Origin of the sequence: Ensifer sp. 1H6, assembly GCF_001976035.1 — a bacterium.
Taxonomy (GTDB): Bacteria; Pseudomonadota; Alphaproteobacteria; order Rhizobiales; family Rhizobiaceae; genus Ensifer; species Ensifer canadensis.
This window is the reverse complement of record NZ_MOAI01000048.1, coordinates 14,863-35,021: the sequence shown is the minus strand read 5'-3', so window position 1 is coordinate 35,021 and position 20,159 is coordinate 14,863. Positions and strand designations below refer to the sequence as shown.

Below are 20,159 nucleotides of genomic sequence, written 5' to 3'. Positions count from 1 at the left end.
CGGGATAGAAAGTTACGTCGTCGATCCAGCCTCGATAGCAACCTCGCGCAGGCGCCGGCGAGCGAAGACGGACAAATTGGATGGTGAGGCGCTGGTCCGAGCGCTGTTGGCTTTCAAACGCGGAGAGCCGCGGGTGTGCGCCATGGTCAATGCGCCAAGCCCCGAGGAAGAAGATCGCCGTCGCCTTTGCCGGGAGCGCAAGGTTCTGATCGCCGAGCGCGTCAAACATGTCAATCGCATTAAAGGCCTGCTCTTCGGTCAGGGCATCAGTGGTTACGAGCCGCTGCGCAAGAACCGGCGCAAGCAACTGGACGAGCTTCACACGGGTGATGGCCGTCCTTTGCCGACCCACCTCAAAACTCAAATAAGCCGTGAACTTGATCGCCTTGAATTGTTGCTAGAGCAAATTACAGCGGTGGAGAACGAGCGCGATACGCTCCTGGCGGCGCAAAAGAACAGCGTGGCGGCAACGCTGATCCCAACTGGGGCGATGTTGTGCGAAGTCAAAGGCATTGGTCTGGAATTCGCGGCTGTTCTCTGGACCGAAGGGCTGTTTCGCCATTTTGACAACCGGCGACAGGTTGCTGCGTACGCGGGGCTGGCACCGACACCCTGGCAGAGTGGAACCATCGATCACGAGCAAGGCGTCTCGAAGGCGGGCAACCCGCGCCTGCGTACCACGATGATCCAACTGTCGTGGTTGTGGTTGCGCCATCAGCCGCAATCAGCGTTGAGCCAGTGGTTTACGGCCCGCGTGCAATCCAGCGGTGGGCGCGCGAAGAAGAGCGCGATCGTGGCGCTGGCACGCAAATTGTTGGTTGCTCTATGGAAATATGTGATCGCCGGCGTTGTCATCGAGGGCGCGGTGTTAAAGACGGCCTGACAATGCACACAAGCCACATTCTCTAATCTTCCAGGAGCGATCAATCCTGGCGGATCCAGGGGGACGAACCGATCCGCGACATGGCTTCAAACGCCGCTACTAAGAATGGTCTCGTCCTCCTGAGCCTTTGCCGCAACGCAAGCGGAATGATGGTGCAGCCGCTCGGCGCGGCGACCGAATGTGAGTTTGAACCGGCAATGGAAACAGGCCCGTTCACGCGAACAGGCTCAGCCTTGGATGCCGAAAGAGCGACCGAAGGAAACATGCGATGGACCTTTAAAAGTTCTTGACCCGAAGTTCCCCATGTGAGCCGCGGTGAGCCGAACATCCGGTCAAGACCGTTTGCCGCCCGTGCAACTGCGCAACCGGTTACAATATCCCCCAACCGCGGTAACGCCCCCTGCCGGTCATTTCCTTGGCCCCAAGTTCGCGGACAAGATTGAGCGCGCCCCGCTGGGTGACGCCGACATGACGCGCCACCAGCCCGGCGGAAACGATCGGCCGAGACAGCAGAAGCTCGATCAGGCCTGGCAGGCTGCTATTTGAGCGACGGTCGCGCACGCGCATTTCCATCTGGGTCTTGGCGAGAAACAGTCGATCCAACTCCTTGAGGCCAAGTTCGCCGGTGAGGACTAGAGCCTCCAGAAACGCCCTCAGCCGAACCTCCTGATCTCTTGCACGACGCCGTTCGTGGCGAATTGTCTTCAGGCCCGTATGGAAGCTGATGAGATGCGACGTCACTTTACCACGCGCGCGCAGGTAGGCGCCAACGAGCAACCCTCCCAGCCAATGCTGCCTGCGAAGCGGCTCGATCTGCTCCCAGGCATCGAAGAGCATCGCCGCGCCAAGGCAGGCCGGCATTCGGTCCGCAGCCGCAATCAGGGATCGCCACGCCTCGAGCCGCGCGCCCTCGTCCCATTCGTCATCGAAAAGCAGCCCCAACTGTCCCTTGGGCTCTGAGGCGGACGGGCGCTCTGTCCCCCCAAATCCGCTGTCACCGACTTCATCCGCCTGTTCATCGAGCAGACGTTGCGATCGCGCGATCGCAGCATCGATCTCCGCGAACTCGAGGGAAAGCGGATTGTCGTCGTCATCGCCGTCAGCGATGACATTATCGTCATCCGCCGTCCCCGGCGGAACGCCTCGGTCCATCTCGATCGACGGTGTCTCGCCGCCGACTTGTTCGCCGCGAAGGACCGCCAGACCGGCGGACGATAGCGCCCAATCAGGGTCGGACAACCAGATCCTCCGGCGCGCACGCAAGACTGCATGCGCGATCGTCAACTCGTGTGTCGGCGCACGGGCATCCATATGCGCATCATGCAGCACCAGATCCTCGACATGGACCAACTCGCCGGCAACCCAGAGGGCACCGGCCGCATCGAAGAACTGACCACGCTCGCGAAAGCCTTCGGCGACGGGATGGCGGACGGCACGCTCATCCAGCCGCGCCAACCGATCTTCAGCTTCGATCGTTGCGGAAAACAGCGTCTGCAGCACTAATTCCGGGATTTGGTATCGCATTACAATCACACGCTATTTCTGGCAAACGGAAGGAAAACGGACAGTTTTCTTCCGACACACATGACATGCCGTTTTAGCGGATACCGGGATGTTTGTCGTCGGGTTTCTGCGTTGACCAGTACGGAAGGCTAGAATGGCCTTCTTAGCGCTTCAAATGAGCGCAAACCGGATTCGAATCGACGAATTCGACCATCACATTGTACGCTCTTGAGGGCCATTCGCAACGCAGGAAGGCCAGCATTGCCAACATAGCAGCATTTCCTTTCCATTCGGCTAACGTCTCGAAAGACGTCGTGAAGGGATTTTGGTCATCGAAGTCGACAGGTCAGGCCGGACAGGCTTGCGGACGGATAGCGGTTCGAGCTGGGGATGCCAGACGAACGCCTGCGTGTTGACAGCTGTCAACACGCGTCTATGCGACAGGTGGCCCCTGCCCTTCTCTGGGCCGAAAAGGCATTGCGCAACCTATCACGCAGGCGCTTTCTCGCTCTGGCGAAACTAACTCGCCTTAGCATCGCGATGGGCATTGCGCCCACGCAGCAGCTTGCGTTCGTTCATGCTGCCGAATGTGTAGGAGCGATACTTTCCGACAAAACGGCCCGTCACGCGTTGACAGCTGTCAACATCGGCCCCGCCAGAGGGTAACAACAAACTCAGGCCAACGACCAATCACATCTATCGACGGTTTATAAGGCAACCCTCCGGCATGTCCGGAGCCTCAATGCATTAGAACTTTGCCGGATCGCGTTTCGCCCCGTCACACCCCGAGCGCGTGGGGAAAATCACCCAATGCAATGCCTGACAGAATAATGCTCGTCTGAAGGTGCGGTTGGGCAGCTTCATGCCTGCACGGCCTCAGGACGCGGTTGAGGTTGTGACCGCTTGCGGGTGTAGACACCTTGCAGCCTCAGCGTTTGTGCCATCTTTCTGCCGGGGAGGACAGGAGCCGGTGGGGCAGACCTTGATCAGAAGTCCGCGAACTGGACGACCCTCTCGTCGATAGAGGTTAAGTGTACGGATCTGCAGCGGGCTGGTGGTTGTGGTATTTTCCATTCGAATGGCCTGACGTGAAACCGTTGACAGCTTGTCAACTCACCAAGGGACCGATCTAACGTTGCCCGTCGCAAGCCGGTACTCAGCGCCGCGCACGCTGCAATTTGGCAGGGATCGGGATCAGCTGCTGCGAGGTGTTGGACCCGGCAAACTCGATCTCAACATCCTGCACAGGTCGGCCACCAGTCCGCCTCATTGGACATTGATTGCCGAATGAGGCGCACAACTAGCCGCAGTTGACAGCTGTCAACGTCCGTCGAAACAGCCGCGTTGTTCTAGCTCAGCTGGCTAGCGCCATACTGCCGGGATTGGCACGCAACAACGCCATGACCATCGGCCCAACCACGAACTCCTGTCGCATAGATCGCCGCGTCAGGTCCCGCAGGTAACCACCGGCAGACGCGATGTGCGGCGAGCGCTGCAGGATACATGCGAGCACCGTCGCGGCCGCTTCTGGGCCAAGCACCCGGCACGCTTCATCATGCGCTCCCTGACTGACATTGAGCATGGAACGGACCACAGCGGCAGCTATCATCAGATCACGCCAGGACTGCACCTTCCCGCCAGGACCATAGTCGACGATATCAGGGCAGGCTTTCAGCACGGTTGATAGCGGGAAGGTTTGCGGAGGTCGATGCGTTTTACCCCGGGTTACCTCCGGTGTTTCGGTCTGGGAGGCCGCGTCTGTTGCAATTGCCGTCCGATTGCTTACCTGCACAACGGCCATGCTGTCGGACGTTTGGCGTGAGTTCGAAAACGTCACAGCTTCACTTCCAAAGCCCGGTTCAGATTCAATAGAAGAGTCTGGATGTGAACTCTGTATGTGGCAGCCATTTTGGCTATCATTGGTGTCCGAATTTTCAAGATTTACCAGTTTTTCCAATTGGTTGAGCACTTCCGCGCGCAACGCGTCCAGTTGCTTGAGAACAGGCTCGATTTCAGCGAGGCCAGGTTTCCGCGGAAGGGTGTCGACGGCGAGAAGATAACGGCTTTGAAGGTCGTCCCAGTTGGAAGTTTGGTCGGTTTCGCGCAACACGTCTATGAGCTTGGTCAGATCGCGACGGCAAAGGCTGAGACGCTCACGGGCAAGCTGCGCCTCCTGTCGGGCCAGAGCGACTGCGGCTGCGGCCGTTTGCAATTCATGGGCGCGTGCAAGCAGCGGTGACAGATCGAACCCGAAGGCGTCGCCGATGGCGCCCTTTGTATCTCTACGGGCGTAACGCTTGCCATTTGGGCTATCCTTGCGAAGGATAAGGCCGGCCTCCACCAATGTTGCCAGGTGGCGACGCAGTGTGGTGCCTGCCATGCCATGGGTGCGCAGGGCCAATTGGTTGTTTGATGGAAACACCACCAACCCCTTGCCTGACGTCAGCTCGACCTTAGGGTAGAAGCTGAGCAGCGCATTGAGTACGGCCAAAGCACGGTCGGACACGCCGACGACAGCCTTGGCTTCACAGACGGTCCGAAACAGTTTCCATTTATCGATCGGCTGCTGCGAATCGATTTCGCTCGCGATGACTTGGCTTGCGAACATGCCAAGCGTCATCGCGCGCCGCCCAAAGGGCGTCGTCACATTTCCACGCTCCATCTCTCTTCACCTTTTCAAAGGCAAAAGAAGTCCGTTCGCCGAAACGACGTTAAAAACGCTTGACAGTGATTCGCGGAAATGGGATTCTCTAGTTGCTACACGAGAGAAGGGTTTCCGCTGCGCTAGTCGTTCGGAAGCCTTTTTCTTTTGCTCTGTTAGTCTCCTGTTTCCTCTTGATATTCGAGGTACAGAGATTTGAGCCTCTGCCTCACGAAATCTGCAAAACCGGGCGCGACCTTCTTGTTGAAGGAAAGCGTCGTTTCGCTGTTTGTTTCTCGAATGCGCACCGGGCGCGTATCATTTGGCGCCACCCAAGGAACTGCCTGGCTCCGGGCCTTCACAGTGCTCAGGAAGGAAAACAGCGTCTCAAACCGTTGATCGCTCTCCCTTGCCAGGAATTCAGTGCGCCCTAAGAACGCGTTGGTCTTGATGAGCGCATCGTCGTTCTCAACAAGCTCTGCAAGCTCCGCCCAGCGCCGCCGTCCGATGGCCGGCGCGGCACCGATTGCCTCGATCACATCGATGGGTAGCCGGCGCACGATCGCAATCATCTTCGACAGGGCCGCCTTGTCGACGCCAAGCGATGACATGATGACGTCACGCGAGAATTCGCGGTCTTCGAGACGGGTGGCGAACAGCGACCGCTCGATGAAGGACAAGTCCGTCCGAGCGTTGTTTTCCTGCCCTTGCGAAATCACCAGCTGTTCGTCGCTGAGGTCGCGGACGACAGCTCTGACCTTGCTGCCAAGCTCACGCGTGGCGGCAAGACGACGATGGCCGTAAGCGACCTGATAACGACCGTCCTCGTTGGGATGCGGGCGCACGAGGATCGGCACCTGTTGTCCGTGATCCCGGATCTGTTCGAGCAGCGAGCGTTCGACATCGGCCGCGACGCCGAGGCGATCGACGACGAAGGAAACGTCAACCAGATCCGGGTCGAGCTCTATCACCGCCAGGCCTTCTGCAAGCTGGCGTTCAAGTTCTTGAGCTCGCTCCACCTTCTGCGTGATGTTCGACAGAGACCGGGTGATGCCGCCGATCGGGCCGTGTGGTCGCTGGCCGGGATCGAGGCCGATGATCGGCCGTCCGGCCAGCGGACGATTATCCTCGCCATCTGCAGCATGACTGTCTGAAACACCGATCAGGTTCTTGCGGGCCATGGGTTACTTCCTTCCCCACACCTTGCGCAGGAGGTCCTCGATCTCGCCATTGACGAGCGTCAGGGAATCCATCGCGCGGTCATAGGTGCCGCGGACAAACTGCGAGCGTTCCACCTCATATAGCGTTTGCTTGGTCACGCCGGCGTCGGAAACGGCCGTCGATTTGACCATGGCGTTGTGCAGCATGCGATTGCCGAAGATGGAGCGCATGAAACCGGTCATCTGGCTTTGCGGACCGTCATTGGGTTCAAACCGGGTGACGAGGTAGCGCATCCAGTCATAGCTGGTCCGGCCGCCGGCGTTCTCGACGACGCGCATCAATTCGCTGGTCATCGAGAGAAACTGGGACATGGACATGACATCGAGCATCTGCGGGTGCACGGTGATCAGCACCGATGTCGCCGCGCACAGCGCCGACATGGTGAGAAAGCCAAGCTGCGGCGGGCAATCGATGATGACGATGTCGTAAAAGCTCTCGATATCGGCCAGCACGTCGCCGATACGCGCAAAGAACATGGTTTCCGCCGAACCGCTGGTCATGGCCTTCGGCGTTTCGTGCTCGAATTCCATCAGTTCGAGGTTGCCGGGGATCAAATGCAGATTGGGCAAATGGGTGGAACGGACAATCTCTGCGATCGGGCGAGGGTTCTCATAGCGAATGGCGCCATAGATCGTTTCCGCCTCGCCAACGTCCAGTTCCGGCTGGTGACCGAACAGGGCCGAAAGTGAAGCCTGCGGATCAAGATCGATCGCCAGCGTGCGGTAACCGCGAAGTGCGAGGTATTGCGCAAGATGCGCCGAGGTCGTCGTCTTCGCCGATCCGCCCTTGAAGTTCATGACCGAGATGACCTGCAGCCGCTCGTCGCCGCGGCGATGCGGAATGTATTTTCCCGACTTGCCACCTTCGTCGAGAACACGTCGAATGCGCTCGATATCCGAGATCGCATACATGCGGCGTCCATTCGGCAACGGCTCGGGCCCATGGCCCTCCGAGGCGATCTGGCGCAGGTAGCCTTCGGCGATCCCGATAAAGGCGGCCGCCTCGGCCGGACTGAAAAGTCGCAACGTCTTTTGCGCTTGCGGCGGGAAGATTTTCTTCTGATGCTGCTGGAGTTGGTGCGCAAGTTCCATGGCATCGGCAGCCAGGAGCGTTGGCAAATGCTCCTGTACATCGAGGCCGTGGATTTTCTGCTGCAACATCGAGTTCTCCAAAAACTGCGCAAATATTGTCTTATCGAGGCAATATGCGCAGATGCACTATGATCCGATTCGGCCTGAATGTACAAATGGATAGCCGAATGGCCGTGTTGCCGGCTCAAGCAACGGAGGGCGCGCAATGGCGCCAGTTGTCCGCGGACAACTCGTGCGACGGCCGACCAGGTTGTTAACATGTCGGCCCGATTCCAACCAGCAACTACAGCTCCCCGCGAACGGCGCGCGCACCTGTTTTGCAGCCGAGGGGGAGAAGAACGCTGCCTTGATGCTCCATCGCAAACTGTGGCTATTAAATATGGATTTAGTCGACTATTGACAGCGAGTTGAATTGTGGCAAGATCGTGGTGCGATGACGATGATGTCAGGTGGACTGGAAGGGATGCAGCATGTTCTATCTCGGCGGGATGACACTTGGTTACCTCGAGCCGCCAGCGCCGAAGGCCGTCGTGCAGTCGGTAAAGCCGCGCATTGAATTGACGCCACACGAACCGGCTGACGATCGTGAGCGCGAGCGCGATCAGGAATGGGCCCGCGCCTTCCTGACGCCCTGGCATCTGTTTTATTGATACGACCCTGGTTGCCCAAAATGTGCGGTGGCCAATGCAGCCGTCGCACAGGGTCCGGCCCGAACGCCGCTTTGCCGCTGGACCTTCTTTTGATTGCGTCTCCTCGTTGCGAAACAGGGAGCTTATGACGCGCCCAAAATGATTGGCCGTCAACGTTGACAGCTGTCAACCGCCCGCGCTCTTCTTGTCCAAGAAGCGATATCGAGCCAACTCGGCGGCAACGGCTGAACGCTCGGCTTCGAACAATGCCGAACACGAAAATAAAGCCATAAATTACAATAAGTTAGTATGGTGGAGGCCGGCGCCGGAATGGGCGAGCCGCGGGGCAGTTATCGCCCAGCTTGGGGTGGACGCCGCCGAAGTGAGGCTGATCTCGGCAAGCGTCATTGGTGCTGCCGTTAGCTGTGTCGCGAGGATTTGCGTCCGCGGTTGGAAGTGCGTGCGCCGCTTACATAAGCTGCAGCCACCCGTCGCGTAACCCGAGGGCCGAGGAAGCTTTGGCGAAAAAGCGGGAAAGGGCGAGGGGAGGGCTGTCGCGGCGCCGGGAAATGTTTAAGCTTGCCGGCAACAGCAAACCATTGAGGGTGCCGACATTCCGAGCGATCAGCCAGCCGACGAAGTGGGCAACCAGCCCCAGTCGCTTTCGTTGCACCAGAGAATCCTCGGGGATGTGGAAGGTTACATTCTTTCCGGCGCGTGGCCACCTGGACATCGCATCCCGTTCGAGCATGAATTGACCGAGCAATATGGCTGTTCGCGCATGACCGTGAACAAGGCGCTGACCGAACTGGTCAAACGCGGACTGATCGAGCGGCGGCGCAAGTCGGGGAGCTACGTCACTTTCCCGCATGTGCAGTCGGCGGTGATGGAAATCCACGATGTCAAGCTGGAGGTTCAGTCCCTTGGACTGGATTACAGTTTTCACCTGGATGAACGCAGCATCCGCAAGGCCGAGGGCAGCGATGCCGGTCGGCTCGACCTGCCGCCGTCTGCAAGACTGCTCGAAGTGAGTTGCCGGCATTTCGCCGGCGGTCGCCCCTTCTGTTTCGAGGAGCGGCTTATCAGCCTGGCGGCTGTTCCCGAAGCCGAGACAGAGCTTTTCGAGACGTCAGCGCCCGGTTCCTGGCTGCTCGGAAAGGTGCCGTGGAGTACGGCCGAACATCGCATCCGGGCCGTGGCGGCAGGACGCAACGCGGCGCAGGCGCTCGACATTTCGACAGGCGCCGCTTGTCTCGTCATCGAGCGGCGCACCTGGAGCGGTCGCGCCCCGGTCACCCATGTGCGATTGACTTATCCGGGTGATCGACATGAATTGGTGGCGCAATTTGCGCCGAGCCCGCTCGGTTAGATCGAGCGCCGCACGGTTGCCGCGACACGACGCGCTGTCTCACGCCGCTGGGTCGGCTCGCCGTTTGCGTTTCTTGCCGACGGCATTTGAAATTTTCTGGTGAAGCGCGTGATCGTGCGCATCTCGCGCATGCTGCTTCAGGAGTTCCGTCAGTCGTTCCAGCTCATGTTCCTTAAGTCTCTCGATCCCGATATATTCGTTTTCGGCCGAGCTGGTCAGGATCAGTTCGTCGAGTTTGGCCTGAAGGGCGGCGCTGTCGCGGTTCTGAGAGTTCTGAAGGACGAAGACCATCAGGAATGTAATGATCGTCGTCGCCGTGTTCACCACCAATTGCCAGGTCTCGGAAAAATCGAAGATCGGACCTGTGGCCGCCCACAGGAGAACGGCACCGACTGCGAATGCGAATGTGCCTGGCTTGCCGGACTGTTTCGAAACGGCATTGGCAAATCGGGAAAAGGCATCGATCTTGCCGGACATCTGAGCACCTGAACGGCTTTCAACTGTTCTTTAACAGGCAAGTCACGAAGAAAGTTCCGCTCAGTGTCACAGCGGCCAGAATAGCAAGACGGGAATGATCTGCGGATGAAGGAACATGAAAAACCGTGGGAGCCGCTGTTGCCCGAAGACATCGCGGTACTCTTCGCGCCCGCACCCTTTCCCTGGTGGATCGCTGGTGGGTATGCGATCGAGCATTTCGTCGGTCGCCCTTTTCGCAGTCACGGCGACATCGATATCCTCGTGCTGCAGAGAGACAGCGCGCACGTTCGTTCCTTTCTTCGGCAATGGGATTGCTGGGCTGCGGATCCGCCGGGGCATTTGCGCCGGTGGAGCGAAACGGAAAGCCTGCCGAAAACGGTAAACGATGTCTGGTGCCGTGGCGAGCGGCAAGGGCCATGGCGCTTTCAACTGATGTTCGACCACAGTAATGGGGAAAGCTGGCGTTCGCGCCGAAATCCTCTGGTGACCCGGCCGATCAGCGCGATGGCGGCTGGCGGGGATCCACCGTTCCTCGCTGTTGAGGTCCAGTTGTTCTACAAGGCAAAAACGCCCCGACAAAAAGACGAGTTCGATTTCGGGGCCTGCCTACCGCTATTGAGTGCGTTGCAGCGCGACTGGTTGCGGCAATCGATCGTGACTGCTTATGGTACGCTGCACCCCTGGCTCACGGCGCTCGACATGCTACAGCGCCGCGCGTCTTATTTAGACGCGCAAAGGTTGCTGTAGCACTTTGAATTACTGCATGTTTCCTTAAATCGGATACGATTTAAGGAAACATGCAGTAGAAAACACGTTGACCCACGAGCCACGTCGACCAAAAGACGCTGGCGCAGCATAAAAGTCAGCATTTCATTGGCGGATACGCCGGATGGTGTCGAGATGGAAAAGACGATGTTGTTTGATGGGCCAGAGAATGCGCCGGTGACCATCTTGCTGGCGCATGGTGCCGGCGCGCCGATGGATTCGGCTTCGATGACCGCATCGGCCAAAGCGCTGGCTGCCGAAGGCTTTCGTGTGGCCCGGTTCGAATTCGACTACATGGCGGGGCGTCGATCAGGCGGCCGCAAACCGCCACCGCGCGCCGAAACGCTCAATCCGGAGTTCAGGGCCGCCGTGGCGTCTCTTGGTGCGGTCGGCCCGTTGCTAATCGGCGGCAAATCGATGGGTGGGCGTGTCGCCAGCATGATTGCTGACGAGCTCTATGCCGAAGGCAAAATCATCGGCCTGCTTTGCCTCGGCTATCCGTTCCATCCTCCAGCAAAGCCCGATCAGCTGCGCACCAAACACCTCGGGGAGTTGAAGACGCCGACGCTGATCTGCCAGGGCACGCGCGACGAATTCGGCACGCGCGAGGAGGTCCCCGGATACCCCCTGTCCGGTGCAATAGAAATCCTTTGGCTCGAAGATGGCGACCACGATCTCAAACCACGCAAGACGATCTCCGGCTATTCCGCTGCAGATCATCTGAAAACGATGGCGCAGACCGTCGCGCGTTGGGTCGGCGAGCGGTTGCCTTAAACGGTCGCGCCCGCCCGATTAGCAAAAACCAAGACTCTGCACCGATCATTCCGCCGCCTGAGCGGTGCCGGACGAAAATGCGAAGACGTCAATCGGATCGTCGAGGCCCTTCACGGGAAAGGCGCCCAAATGCTCCATGTCGCGCGTGCGTCCCGCCAATTCGACGAAGGCGCGTGACAGCAGCACCGGGCGCTTCGCCTGCTTTGTCAGGTTCTCTAGGCGCGAAGCGATATTGACGGCCGGTCCGATCACTGTGAAGTCGAGCCGCCGGCGAGAGCCGATGTTGCCGTACATCACATCGCCGACGTTGACCCCGATGCCGTAGCCGAGGGCCTCGCGCCCCCTTGCCAGATTTTCCTGGTTCAGGGTAGCGATCGCGACCTCCGCCTCGCCGATTGCCTGCAGCAGGTTTTCGCAGGCCCGCGGATTGCTAAGCGGGAAGATCGCCAGCAGGCCATCGCCCATGAATTTCAGGATCTCGCCACCATGCCGCTCGATCGGCTCGGACATGGCATCGAAGTAACCGTTGAGTAACTCGATCACATCATCGCGCGGCCAGAGGTCGGATAGTTTGGTGAAGTCGCGAAGGTCGCAGATCAGGATCGCGGCGCTGACGGTCACGCCGCTCCCCCGTGTCGTCGCACCGGCAAGGATCTGCTCGCTTGCATGCGGCCCGACATAGGTTTCGAGCAGCGTTCGCGCCATCCGGTTCTTCAGCCGGATTTCGCTGACAAGGGCCAGAACCGGCAACAGACTGGTGAGAACCTCGAGATGAACAGTCTCGAAGCCGCCCTCGCGATCACTGGCGAAGGTCACCACGTGGCGCTTGCCGAGCGTGTGTTCCAGCGGCAAGGCGACGTAGTCGGTGAAGCCGTCGGCACGGAGTTCTTCATAGAGCGAGTTCGGCACCTCATCGTCGATTGCCGCCTCGAGATTCTTGCGAACCTGGCTGGCGCCGTTGTTGACGGCATAGAGCGGGCTGTTGAGATACTGCGTCGTGTCTTCGACACCATAATCGAACATGCGGATATCCGCCTCCGTCAGGCCCTTGCGCCAAAGGATGCGGGCGCCGAGCCACTGCGGGTGATGGATCCGGAAATGCAGGGTGGCCCGCGCGAGCGGAACGCCGGCCTGGACCAGTCGTTCGCACAGATCCACGAAAATATTGTCGATGAAGCGCTGGTCACGGGTCTCCATGATCAGCCAGTCGAGAATTCCCTTGCTGTCGATGGGACGGGCGCCGCTGTCGTGCAGCGGTCCGGCCATTGCCTCGGATGAAGTCTGCATCGCAATTCTCCACTCTGTTCTGACGGCCTTGCTGCTCTCGAAGCGGAAGCTCCGGAGAACGCTGACCTCGAAACGCCGAGACATATGTGGACCATCGGCCGACCGTTGATAAGGGCCAAGGCGAAAAGTGATCTGAAAAGTTGCAAAGCCGTTGACGCCTTGTTCGACCGACCGACTGCCGCCCGGTGCTGTTCAGGCGGAGGTGGTCGAAAGCGCCGCGAGGTGATGCCCGTCGACCACCGGCAATTGCAGCCTGATCCGCGCGCCGGACCACGAACCGTAGAGGATATCGATACGTCCGCCATGCAGCCGGGCGATTTCGCGGGCCAGATTGAGCCCGAGGCCAGCGCCGCTCGAACGCGGGCGCAGGCGGTAGAAGGGTTCGAAGACACGGTCTCGCTCGTCCTCAGGAATACCGGGACCCTCGTCATGGATCTCGATCCCGCCGCGGGCGTCGACCAGTACGGTGATCGTTCCGCGATTGGCGCCATGCTCGACGGCGTTGCGCAGGAGATTGGCGACCGCCTGCTCGATTTGCTGAACATGAATGCTGACCGGCACTGGCCGCGTCGCATTCGTCTCGAAGGCCAGTTCGTAGCCGGCCTCGAAGGCGAGCGGCGCGAAGTCGGCGGCAAACGTTTTGGCGAGCGCCACAAGGTCGACGACGTCGCGGGTGCCGCTGCCGTGCTCAAGCACCTGGCGTTCCAGAAGCTGTTGGGCCAGATGCGACAGCCGCTCGATATCTTTCCTTAGCCGCGCACTCTGCGGATCTTCCTGCAGCAATTCGGCGCGGGTGCGAAGGATGGCGATCGGCGTGCGCAATTCATGGGCCGCGTCTGTCAGGAACCGATTGCGTTGGTCGTAACCCTCGTCCAGACGAGAAAGCGCGTTGTTGAAGGCATGCACCATCGGCGCGATTTCCGTCGGCACCTGGGCGGTTTCGAGCTGCACCGCGCGATTGTCGATATCGATCCGCCCGGCCTGATCGGCTGTCGCAACGAGACCGGCAAGCGAGCGGCGCACAACGGCCGGCGTGGTGACCAACGTGGCGACGCCCATCACCAGGATGATCGGCAGCAGCAGGCAAAGGATAAGCAGCGCCAGGACCGGCAGCACGCGAAGCCAGTCCGGATTGCCATTGGCATCCTTTGCCATCTCGGCGTTCACGTTGATCTCGACTTCGAGCCCATCGTTCTCGTCGCGCGACGAGATCGAGGAGGCAAGGATCTGCACTCGGCCGACATCGGTGTCGACATTGGCAAGGGCGGCTTCCGGTCGAAGGTCGCCCTGATCGAACCGCAGCGTCGCGCGGCCGATATTCTTCAACAGCTCTCCACCAGCCGCTTCATAGGCGGCCGGAACGCTGCCTTGCTCGACCACATGCCCGTCGGCATCGCGGATGATGAACCAGAGATTGGGGAAGTCTTCCCGGAACGCACGAAGCTCCTCGGTGTCGCGCACAATGAGGCCGCCGCTCTTGTCGCGCGCCACCGCCTCGGACAGGTGCTTGATGGCCGCCTCGTTGTCGATGATCAGCCGAGGCTGGGCGATCGTCAGGATCGCAGCCAGCAGGGCGATAAAGGCGACGAACGTCGCCGCCTGCAGCAGGATCAGGCGGCGCACCAGGACCCATTGAAGCGAGCGAGGTTTTCTCATGCCGTTGCGCGCAGGAGATAGCCGAGGTTGCGGATTGCCCTGATCTCGACGCCGGCTGCGACCTCTTCGAGCTTTCGTCGCAGCCGCGAAAGGTGGGAATCGAGCGCGTTGGAATCGATCTCGTCTTCCATGGCATAGACGGAATCTTCCAGCGTTGCGCGCAGGACCGTGCGGCCCGGGCGGCGCATCAGCGCCTCCAACGCCAGCCTTTCCCGCCGCAGAAGGTCGAGCGGCTTGTCGTCGACGACCGCTTCGCGATGGCGGAAATCATAGGTCAGGCGGCCAACCATGATCTGGTCGGACTTGAGCGTGACGGGACGGCGACCAAGTGCACGAAGGCGCGCCATCAGTTCCTCGACCGCAAACGGTTTGGCGAGATAGTCGTCGGCACCGCCATCGAGACCGGCGACGCGGTCGTTGATGGCGCCGAGCGCCGTCAACATCATGATCGGCGCTTCGACGCGCAGCGCGCGCAGCTTCGGAATGAGGCTGAGGCCCTCGCCGTCAGGAAGGCGGCGATCGAGTACGATTACGTCGTAGGACCAGAGCTCGACCACGGCCTCGGCGTCGGCGAGCGTCGAAACATGATCGACGATCACCTGCCGACGCTCGAGCGCGGCCTTCAGGGCCGACGCCATTTCGGGCTCGTCCTCTAGCAGCAGGATGCGCATGCCGATCTCTCCTGAATGCGGTTCCGAAAGCGCCGGAGCCGCGGTGTCGAATGCATCATTTCTCAAATCGGGGGCGAGTTGAAGCGCTCACTCGCATTCGAGCTTCGGTTGACGGAAGTTCGTCACATACCAGCGGCCGCCCTGCTGTCGGGCGTAGAATGTATAGAAGCACTCCTGCTCCTCGACATAGCCCGGCGTTACGGTCTCTTCATAGCGCTGGCCGCGCCGCGTGTCGCGAATCTCACCGCTCGTCGAGCCGGAAACGACGTTGGTGGAGATCTTGCGCCATTGGTAGGCGCGCTGATCCCATCCGAGGTCAAGAACGGCGGTCGGCGGTCCGTAGTCGATGACGACCGATTCCACCGGCTGGCCGATATAGTTCTTCATCACGGTGGAGGCGCAGCCGGTCAGAATCAGGGCTGCGGTGATAGCGATGGCGGCGAAGGTGCCGCGCGCTTTGCAAAAGGGCATGTTCGATCCCGGGTTCGAATTGTCTACCCCGGAGCTAATCTGCCAAGATTACATAGACATTGCGGTCCTATTCGATAGCTTCCCCGACACTTCGACCGGTGTCAGGCGGCGCGGTCTGCAGAAGCGACGACGTCGTCGCCGATACTGGCATAGACCAGCCCCGGTTGAACGATCCATTCGCCCTTGCGCAGCGACTGTACGTCCGGACCTCCGGCAGCGTTGCGCGCGGCGACGCCGACGAACTGGTATCGAAGCCCGCCGCCGTCGGTCGCTATTTCGCGGATTGGCCGTCCGGCGAGGTATCCGACGACCTGCCCTTCGAAACGCACATTCGCCAGAATGAAATACTCGGTGGGCAATCTCCGGCTCTGTTTTGGCGCAAGCCTGAATGCGTTTCTCATCTTCATCGTCTGATACTCGTCATAGGATCTGTCGTTTGCTCCTTGAGGCATCGCTGCTGGCCGTGACGCCGCAAAGGAAAGGGGGCCGGCGTCTCAAGCCACCCGAAAGCGGCGCAAGCATGGCAGTGGCGTTCGAGCGCTGCCTCGGCCGATATTTCATTGCCGCACCGACTGATCACGCGTCGGGGCGCGGCAACACTTAGCCCAAGCGTGCATAGAAAATCGCTTGGGAAGAGGGAGTTTGGGAATAAGGAAACCGTAAAGCGCGGTGCTGCATACCATCCGTGTCAACGGGCCAAGTGGCCTCGTGGCCTTGGCGCGCGACGTTGACGGGACGCCATCAGGGCTGTTTGCGGCGCTGGTGTCGCCGCACATGTCTTTGCGCGACATGATACGGCCGGCATCGCTCAACAGATTCGATCGGACGTGCATTAGGATTGCTGGACGCAGAAGATCGCGAAGTTGAGAATGAACAGCACAAGAAGGCTCGCGAGAAAGCTTCCGAGGGAGACGAGCGCCCTTTCGCCGGCGGCTTTGCCACGGTGCTTTTGGGAGAAGATCGTGATGATCGCAACGCCCAGGGATATGCCGGCGACAACCGGCATGGACATCAGCTGCATCGTGAATCCTGTTTGGCGGTGCGGAACCTATCGGGCGCGCGCGGTGATCTTGAACGGACCGCCGTGGATGGGACCTACGGAATTCATCCGTTCACCGGCCGGCCGGTGGTCCGACCGCGGATACGCAGAGCGCCTTCGAGTGCATCCTTGACCTGCATCGCGCGGCGAAGCCCCGGAGACTGGGTCTCGCCCGCGGCCTCGATCGCGTTCTGTGCGTGGGAGATGGCGATACTGATTTCGGCATCGCTGACCGAACGGTCGAGCGCCAGCGCCTGGGCGGCTGCCTCATTTTCCATTGACATCATGTCACTCCATTCAATCACCCAGCATCGGGTGAGGAGCGTGTACTTAGGTGAAGCTGTGCGCGTCCCCAAGTGCATCGGGCGGCCCGATTCAAGCTATGCTTAATGAACCTTTAACGCGCGCGGTGAACTGCCGAAGATCGACGGAGTCGGGCCACGCAGCCTCATGGCCGTCACATGCGTTCGCCGGGCAGTTGGCTGGCTTGCCCTACCCAGTCGGTGAACTGCTCTTCATCGAGTTGGTCGTCTTCGCGAATGTCGAGGTAGCGAACCTCCTTGTGCTTCGACTGGCCGGGCGGCATCGGATTGAGAGACGAGCCGCGGAAGAACGCCACCTTGACGTACTTCGTGAAGACATGGATGCCGAGGAACCAGCCCTCACCCTCAATGCCATAGAGCGGAGAGTTCCATTTGACGGCCTTGTAGACGCCGGGGACTGTGCGTTCGATCAGCGCGTCGAGGCGCCGGCCGACATCGCTCTTCCAGCCCGGCATCGCGGTGATATAGGCCTGGACGGGGGCGTCGCCATAGCCCTTGGCGATCTGCGGGTTGCCACCGGACAGCAGGGGCACGTCGCCGGCCTGAGCCGGTGCCGCGGCGCGTGGTTTGTCTGCCTTTGCCGCCGCCGGCTTCTTGGATGTCTTGCTGGCCATCGCGCTTTCTCCTATCCGGCGGTGCGTCGCCCGCTAAGGTAAGGCAGCACGAACATGTAGAGACCGGTGGGCACGAGAATGGCGAGTGGGAACAGGGGTAGGAAATAGACCCATTCGGCGGGCTGCTTGCCTACGCCCAAGGCGATGAAGATGGCGGCGACCACCACTGCGAAGACAAGCGACGTCCAGCGGTGAATTTGACGAATCCAGTTGTTCCAGTTCATTGGCACCTCCTCACAATACCAGCCGCAACGGATCGGGCGATCCGCGTGGCGCGAACTCAAAGAATAGGGTTGGTCTTCAGTCCATCCGGCCCAGGACCGCCTCGAGCGCCGAAAGGAATCTCGGCCATCCGGCCGTTGCACCCTGATAGTACGGCTGCTGATCTGGCCGGAAACCGGACTGCTCCATGCGCAGCCGGGTACCGGCGCCCGTCGGGGTGAGCGTCCAGGTCACGAGGCTCTTCAGATCCTTGGTGTCCCAGCTATAGGATAGCGATTTGTTGGGTTCGACCGCCTGCACCTGACAGTCGACGGCGCCCCAGTCGGCAGTCAGATTGAAGCGGTGCCCACGGTCTGGCTTGAAATTGTTCTTCATCAGCCACTCCTCGATCAGGTGAGGCTGGGTGAGCGCGCGCCAGATCTTCTCCGCCGGATAGGGTACCTCCCGTTCGACGATGACGGTGAGCGTTTCGGTTGATGTTTCGGTCATTGGTCCATCCTTTTGAGCAAATCTTCGAGGTCGTCGAAGCGGTTGTGCCAGAACCCGGCCATCTGGTTTGCCCAGCCGATCAACGGGTCAAGCGCGCCGTGCTGCGCGCTATAGTGGGTCAGGCGGCCTTCGTGCCGATCTTGCACCAGGCCGGCGCGCTTCAGGATCCCGAGATGTTTGGAAACGGCCGGCTGCGATATCCCGGCGTGCGCCGTAAGTGCCCCGACCGTCTGGTCGCCGTCGCGGCACAGCCGCTCAAAGAGCGCCCGTCGCGTCGGATCGGCAAGGGTTTTGAACAGGATCTCGTGCGGCTGTGGCGTCACAATTCAATAACTCGTTGGCTATGGATTGGATCAATAACCGCCGAGCTATGGGTAGTCAAGCCCGGTTCTGACGTCGTCGACGTTAGGTACAGCGGCAAACCTTGCGGAAGTCCGTGGCGTTGGAACCCTTCGTGCTCGAGGGCCTCAGGGCCTGCCATCCGTAAACTGCACAAGATCCCAAAGGTTGCCGTAGAGATCCTTGAAGACCGCGACGGTCCCGTAGGGTGCATCCTTGGGTTCCCTGACGAATTCGACGCCGCGTGCCACCAGATCGGCGTAGTCGCGCACAAAGTCATCGGTCCGCAGGAAGAGAAAGACGCGGCCACCCGCCTGGTCGCCGATATAGTTTTCCTGGTGGGGACTGGAAGCGCGGGCGAGTAGCAAGGAGGTGCTGCCGTCGCCGACCGGTTTGACGACGACCCAGCGCTTGTCCTGTTCCGGTTGATAGCTGTCCTCGACCAAGGCGAACTTCAGCTTGTTCACATAGAAATCGATCGCTTCGTCATAGTCTCGAACAACAATAGCGATGAGTGCGAGCGTCTGGTTCATTTTACCCTCTGTCCTGTGCTGGAAGTGCGCGGCGTTGCCGGCGTCAGTTTGATCGAGCATCGGCCAGCGTTCTGTGGAAAGCCACCATCGGTGATCGGCGCGGCCGGGCATGAGGCAGCAGACGGCGTCTAATCTGTCGGATCTACGATGTTGCAATCTTTGCTGGCGGTACCCAGCTAACACAAGCACTTTTGAGGTCGCGGGAGTCTTCGCATTGAGTTTGTCACATGAATTTTTCGGGCGTTCGCCCTTCGAATGGGTGCCGGTCGTCACGGGAGAGTCCGGAGATTTCGTCTATCAGCGCAGCGACGAACGAGCCTATGCCAAGGTCGCGACGGCGGCCCGGTCGGCCGAGCTTTCCGGAGAGCGCGATCGGCTCCTGTGGCTGCAGGGCAAAGGCATCCTGACGCCTGAAGTGACTGATTGGCACATTGCCGACGAAGGTGCCTGCCTGATCATTTCTGCAATCGAAGGCATCCCGGCAGTGGATCTTTCGGCTGCCGACCTACTCGAGGCCTGGCCGTCCATGGGCTGGCAACTCGGCTCTCTCCACGCGCTCGATGCCGGCCAATGCCCATTCGACCGCGGTCTGGCGCCCATGTTCGCGCGCGCCGCGGACGTGGTGGCCCGGGATGCCGTGAACGCCGATTTTCTTGCGGTCGATGATCAGGAGACACCCGCCCACGACCTTTTGGCGCGCGTGGAGCGCGAACTTGCGGTTCGCCTCGAGCAGGAAACGGGTGACAGGGTCGTCTGTCACGGTGATCCGTGCATGCCGAACTTCATGATCGACCCTCGAACCCTTCGCTGCAGCGGCATGATCGATCTCGGTCGTCTCGGAACGGCGGACCGCTACGCCGATCTGGCGCTGATGACAGCCAACGCCCGTGAAAGCTGGACGAGTCCGGATCAGGAGCAGCGGGCTTTTGCCATCCTGTTTGATACATTGGGAATTGTAGCACCCGATCGTGCGCGTCTCGATTTCTACCTGCGTCTCGATCCACTGACGTGGGGCTGATGGCGCCACCCGTCGATGGGCCGGTTCCAGCGTGAGCCTGATGGCTCGGCTATGATGTCTACGTCGCGTCCGCGCGGCAGGTCACGGGCACGACTTGCATCGTGCCCGTGTTGCGCTATGGCGACAACCGTCTTGCCCGCTGGG

At 60.3% G+C, this 20,159-nt stretch carries 24 protein-coding genes; 6 read left to right on the top strand and 18 right to left on the bottom strand.

The genetic code is table 11. The features are described from left to right. Positions 1 to 883 (top strand): IS110 family transposase (locus BKP54_RS32595; RefSeq protein ID WP_084815529.1); only part of this gene is annotated, 883 nt, incomplete at its 5' end. A 369-nt stretch (positions 884 to 1,252) separates the two neighbouring features. Here the strand turns inward: BKP54_RS32595 and BKP54_RS32585 are convergent. The 4 genes from BKP54_RS32585 to repA form a co-directional block, all read right to left on the bottom strand. Continuing rightward, positions 1,253 to 2,407, bottom strand: coding sequence for an RHE_PE00001 family protein (locus BKP54_RS32585; protein ID WP_084815527.1), 1,155 nt, complete (start codon positions 2,405 to 2,407; stop codon positions 1,253 to 1,255). 1,333 nt (positions 2,408 to 3,740) lie between these two features. After that, positions 3,741 to 5,048 (bottom strand): plasmid replication protein RepC, encoded by a 1,308-nt coding sequence (repC, locus tag BKP54_RS32580; RefSeq protein ID WP_084815526.1) that lies wholly within the window; start codon positions 5,046 to 5,048, stop codon positions 3,741 to 3,743. A 155-nt stretch (positions 5,049 to 5,203) separates the two neighbouring features. Then, positions 5,204 to 6,208 carry a plasmid partitioning protein RepB gene (gene repB, locus BKP54_RS32575; protein ID WP_084815525.1) on the bottom strand — a complete coding sequence of 335 codons (1,005 nt, stop codon included), beginning with the start codon at positions 6,206 to 6,208 and terminating at the stop codon, positions 5,204 to 5,206. Positions 6,209 to 6,211: 3 nt separating this feature from the next. Next, a complete protein-coding gene (gene repA / locus BKP54_RS32570; RefSeq protein WP_025429634.1) occupies positions 6,212 to 7,408 on the bottom strand; it encodes a plasmid partitioning protein RepA in 1,197 nt (398 codons plus the stop codon). A gap of 401 nt (positions 7,409 to 7,809) precedes the next feature. Between repA and BKP54_RS32565 the strand changes: the two genes are divergently transcribed. After that, on the top strand, positions 7,810 to 7,989 hold the full coding sequence (locus BKP54_RS32565; RefSeq protein WP_025429633.1) for a hypothetical protein: 180 nt from the start codon (positions 7,810 to 7,812) through the stop codon (positions 7,987 to 7,989). A 448-nt stretch (positions 7,990 to 8,437) separates the two neighbouring features. Here BKP54_RS32565 and BKP54_RS36215 read toward each other — a convergent pair whose 3' ends face one another. Continuing rightward, entirely contained in the window at positions 8,438 to 8,719 is a 282-nt protein-coding gene (locus tag BKP54_RS36215; RefSeq protein WP_025429632.1) for a hypothetical protein, read from the bottom strand. On the opposite strand from BKP54_RS36215, the gene hutC reads away from it, so the two are divergent. Further along, positions 8,609 to 9,337, top strand: coding sequence for a histidine utilization repressor (gene hutC / locus BKP54_RS32560; protein ID WP_057206141.1), 729 nt, complete (start codon positions 8,609 to 8,611; stop codon positions 9,335 to 9,337). The two genes, BKP54_RS36215 and hutC, sit on opposite strands and share 111 nt — an antisense overlap. 39 nt (positions 9,338 to 9,376) lie before the next feature. Here hutC and BKP54_RS32555 read toward each other — a convergent pair whose 3' ends face one another. Further along, entirely contained in the window at positions 9,377 to 9,814 is a 438-nt protein-coding gene (locus tag BKP54_RS32555) for a low affinity iron permease family protein (protein ID WP_084815524.1), read from the bottom strand. Positions 9,815 to 9,919: 105 nt separating this feature from the next. On the opposite strand from BKP54_RS32555, the gene BKP54_RS32550 reads away from it, so the two are divergent. Both BKP54_RS32550 and BKP54_RS32545 read left to right on the top strand, forming a co-directional pair. Further along, positions 9,920 to 10,561 carry a hypothetical protein gene (locus tag BKP54_RS32550; protein WP_025429629.1) on the top strand — a complete coding sequence of 214 codons (642 nt, stop codon included), beginning with the start codon at positions 9,920 to 9,922 and terminating at the stop codon, positions 10,559 to 10,561. Between the two features lie 153 nt (positions 10,562 to 10,714). Continuing rightward, positions 10,715 to 11,353 (top strand): alpha/beta family hydrolase, encoded by a 639-nt coding sequence (locus BKP54_RS32545; RefSeq protein ID WP_025429628.1) that lies wholly within the window; start codon positions 10,715 to 10,717, stop codon positions 11,351 to 11,353. Positions 11,354 to 11,398: 45 nt separating this feature from the next. On the opposite strand, the gene BKP54_RS32540 is transcribed toward BKP54_RS32545, so the two are convergent. The 12 genes from BKP54_RS32540 to BKP54_RS32485 form a co-directional block, all read right to left on the bottom strand. Continuing rightward, the gene (locus BKP54_RS32540; RefSeq protein WP_245317993.1) at positions 11,399 to 12,619 is read right to left on the bottom strand and encodes an adenylate/guanylate cyclase domain-containing protein; all 1,221 of its coding nucleotides are present in this window, start codon (positions 12,617 to 12,619) and stop codon (positions 11,399 to 11,401) included. A gap of 213 nt (positions 12,620 to 12,832) precedes the next feature. Continuing rightward, positions 12,833 to 14,296: a HAMP domain-containing sensor histidine kinase gene (locus tag BKP54_RS32535; protein WP_084815522.1), complete on the bottom strand. Its 1,464-nt coding sequence runs from the start codon at positions 14,294 to 14,296 to the stop codon at positions 12,833 to 12,835. Next, a complete protein-coding gene (locus BKP54_RS32530) occupies positions 14,293 to 14,967 on the bottom strand; it encodes a response regulator transcription factor (RefSeq protein ID WP_057212644.1) in 675 nt (224 codons plus the stop codon). The genes BKP54_RS32535 and BKP54_RS32530 overlap by 4 nt, the downstream gene beginning before the upstream one ends. 87 nt (positions 14,968 to 15,054) lie before the next feature. Then, on the bottom strand, positions 15,055 to 15,438 hold the full coding sequence (locus BKP54_RS32525) for a hypothetical protein (protein WP_025429624.1): 384 nt from the start codon (positions 15,436 to 15,438) through the stop codon (positions 15,055 to 15,057). Positions 15,439 to 15,539: 101 nt separating this feature from the next. Next, the gene (locus tag BKP54_RS32520; protein ID WP_025429623.1) at positions 15,540 to 15,845 is read right to left on the bottom strand and encodes a hypothetical protein; all 306 of its coding nucleotides are present in this window, start codon (positions 15,843 to 15,845) and stop codon (positions 15,540 to 15,542) included. 425 nt (positions 15,846 to 16,270) lie between these two features. Further along, positions 16,271 to 16,459, bottom strand: a complete 189-nt coding sequence (locus BKP54_RS32515) for a hypothetical protein (RefSeq protein ID WP_057212641.1) — start codon at positions 16,457 to 16,459, stop codon at positions 16,271 to 16,273. Positions 16,460 to 16,542: 83 nt separating this feature from the next. After that, positions 16,543 to 16,761, bottom strand: a complete 219-nt coding sequence (locus tag BKP54_RS32510; protein WP_128090555.1) for a hypothetical protein — start codon at positions 16,759 to 16,761, stop codon at positions 16,543 to 16,545. A gap of 173 nt (positions 16,762 to 16,934) precedes the next feature. Then, a complete protein-coding gene (locus BKP54_RS32505) occupies positions 16,935 to 17,414 on the bottom strand; it encodes a DUF1801 domain-containing protein (protein WP_025429620.1) in 480 nt (159 codons plus the stop codon). Between the two features lie 11 nt (positions 17,415 to 17,425). Continuing rightward, entirely contained in the window at positions 17,426 to 17,638 is a 213-nt protein-coding gene (locus BKP54_RS32500) for a hypothetical protein (protein ID WP_025429619.1), read from the bottom strand. A gap of 76 nt (positions 17,639 to 17,714) precedes the next feature. Continuing rightward, positions 17,715 to 18,125, bottom strand: a complete 411-nt coding sequence (locus tag BKP54_RS32495; RefSeq protein WP_025429618.1) for an SRPBCC domain-containing protein — start codon at positions 18,123 to 18,125, stop codon at positions 17,715 to 17,717. After that, positions 18,122 to 18,448 (bottom strand): metalloregulator ArsR/SmtB family transcription factor, encoded by a 327-nt coding sequence (locus BKP54_RS32490; RefSeq protein ID WP_025429617.1) that lies wholly within the window; start codon positions 18,446 to 18,448, stop codon positions 18,122 to 18,124. The genes BKP54_RS32495 and BKP54_RS32490 overlap by 4 nt, the downstream gene beginning before the upstream one ends. A gap of 144 nt (positions 18,449 to 18,592) precedes the next feature. Continuing rightward, a complete protein-coding gene (locus BKP54_RS32485; protein WP_025429616.1) occupies positions 18,593 to 18,997 on the bottom strand; it encodes a VOC family protein in 405 nt (134 codons plus the stop codon). A 214-nt stretch (positions 18,998 to 19,211) separates the two neighbouring features. Here BKP54_RS32485 and BKP54_RS32480 point away from each other — a divergent pair, with 214 nt between their 5' ends. Continuing rightward, the gene (locus BKP54_RS32480; protein WP_128090554.1) at positions 19,212 to 20,015 is read left to right on the top strand and encodes an APH(3'') family aminoglycoside O-phosphotransferase; all 804 of its coding nucleotides are present in this window, start codon (positions 19,212 to 19,214) and stop codon (positions 20,013 to 20,015) included. The last annotated feature ends 144 nt before the right edge of the window (positions 20,016 to 20,159 follow it).

Bases quoted from the DNA above. Each gene is read 5' to 3' on its own strand.
- BKP54_RS32585 (WP_084815527.1), bottom strand. From the start codon at position 2,407: ATGCGATACCAAATCCCGGAATTAGTGCTGCAGACGCTGTTTTCCGCA.
- repC (WP_084815526.1), bottom strand. From the start codon at position 5,048: ATGGAGCGTGGAAATGTGACGACGCCCTTTGGGCGGCGCGCGATGACG.
- repB (WP_084815525.1), bottom strand. From the start codon at position 6,208: ATGGCCCGCAAGAACCTGATCGGTGTTTCAGACAGTCATGCTGCAGAT.
- repA (WP_025429634.1), bottom strand. From the start codon at position 7,408: ATGTTGCAGCAGAAAATCCACGGCCTCGATGTACAGGAGCATTTGCCA.
- BKP54_RS32565 (WP_025429633.1), top strand. From the start codon at position 7,810: ATGTTCTATCTCGGCGGGATGACACTTGGTTACCTCGAGCCGCCAGCG.
- BKP54_RS36215 (WP_025429632.1), bottom strand. From the start codon at position 8,719: ATGCTCGAACGGGATGCGATGTCCAGGTGGCCACGCGCCGGAAAGAAT.
- BKP54_RS32555 (WP_084815524.1), bottom strand. From the start codon at position 9,814: ATGTCCGGCAAGATCGATGCCTTTTCCCGATTTGCCAATGCCGTTTCG.
- BKP54_RS32550 (WP_025429629.1), top strand. From the start codon at position 9,920: ATGAAGGAACATGAAAAACCGTGGGAGCCGCTGTTGCCCGAAGACATC.
- BKP54_RS32545 (WP_025429628.1), top strand. From the start codon at position 10,715: ATGGAAAAGACGATGTTGTTTGATGGGCCAGAGAATGCGCCGGTGACC.
- BKP54_RS32540 (WP_245317993.1), bottom strand. From the start codon at position 12,619: ATGGCCGGACCGCTGCACGACAGCGGCGCCCGTCCCATCGACAGCAAG.
- BKP54_RS32535 (WP_084815522.1), bottom strand. From the start codon at position 14,296: ATGAGAAAACCTCGCTCGCTTCAATGGGTCCTGGTGCGCCGCCTGATC.
- BKP54_RS32530 (WP_057212644.1), bottom strand. From the start codon at position 14,967: ATGCGCATCCTGCTGCTAGAGGACGAGCCCGAAATGGCGTCGGCCCTG.
- BKP54_RS32525 (WP_025429624.1), bottom strand. From the start codon at position 15,438: ATGCCCTTTTGCAAAGCGCGCGGCACCTTCGCCGCCATCGCTATCACC.
- BKP54_RS32520 (WP_025429623.1), bottom strand. From the start codon at position 15,845: ATGAAGATGAGAAACGCATTCAGGCTTGCGCCAAAACAGAGCCGGAGA.
- BKP54_RS32515 (WP_057212641.1), bottom strand. From the start codon at position 16,459: ATGCAGCTGATGTCCATGCCGGTTGTCGCCGGCATATCCCTGGGCGTT.
- BKP54_RS32510 (WP_128090555.1), bottom strand. From the start codon at position 16,761: ATGTCAATGGAAAATGAGGCAGCCGCCCAGGCGCTGGCGCTCGACCGT.
- BKP54_RS32505 (WP_025429620.1), bottom strand. From the start codon at position 17,414: ATGGCCAGCAAGACATCCAAGAAGCCGGCGGCGGCAAAGGCAGACAAA.
- BKP54_RS32500 (WP_025429619.1), bottom strand. From the start codon at position 17,638: ATGAACTGGAACAACTGGATTCGTCAAATTCACCGCTGGACGTCGCTT.
- BKP54_RS32495 (WP_025429618.1), bottom strand. From the start codon at position 18,125: ATGACCGAAACATCAACCGAAACGCTCACCGTCATCGTCGAACGGGAG.
- BKP54_RS32485 (WP_025429616.1), bottom strand. From the start codon at position 18,997: ATGAACCAGACGCTCGCACTCATCGCTATTGTTGTTCGAGACTATGAC.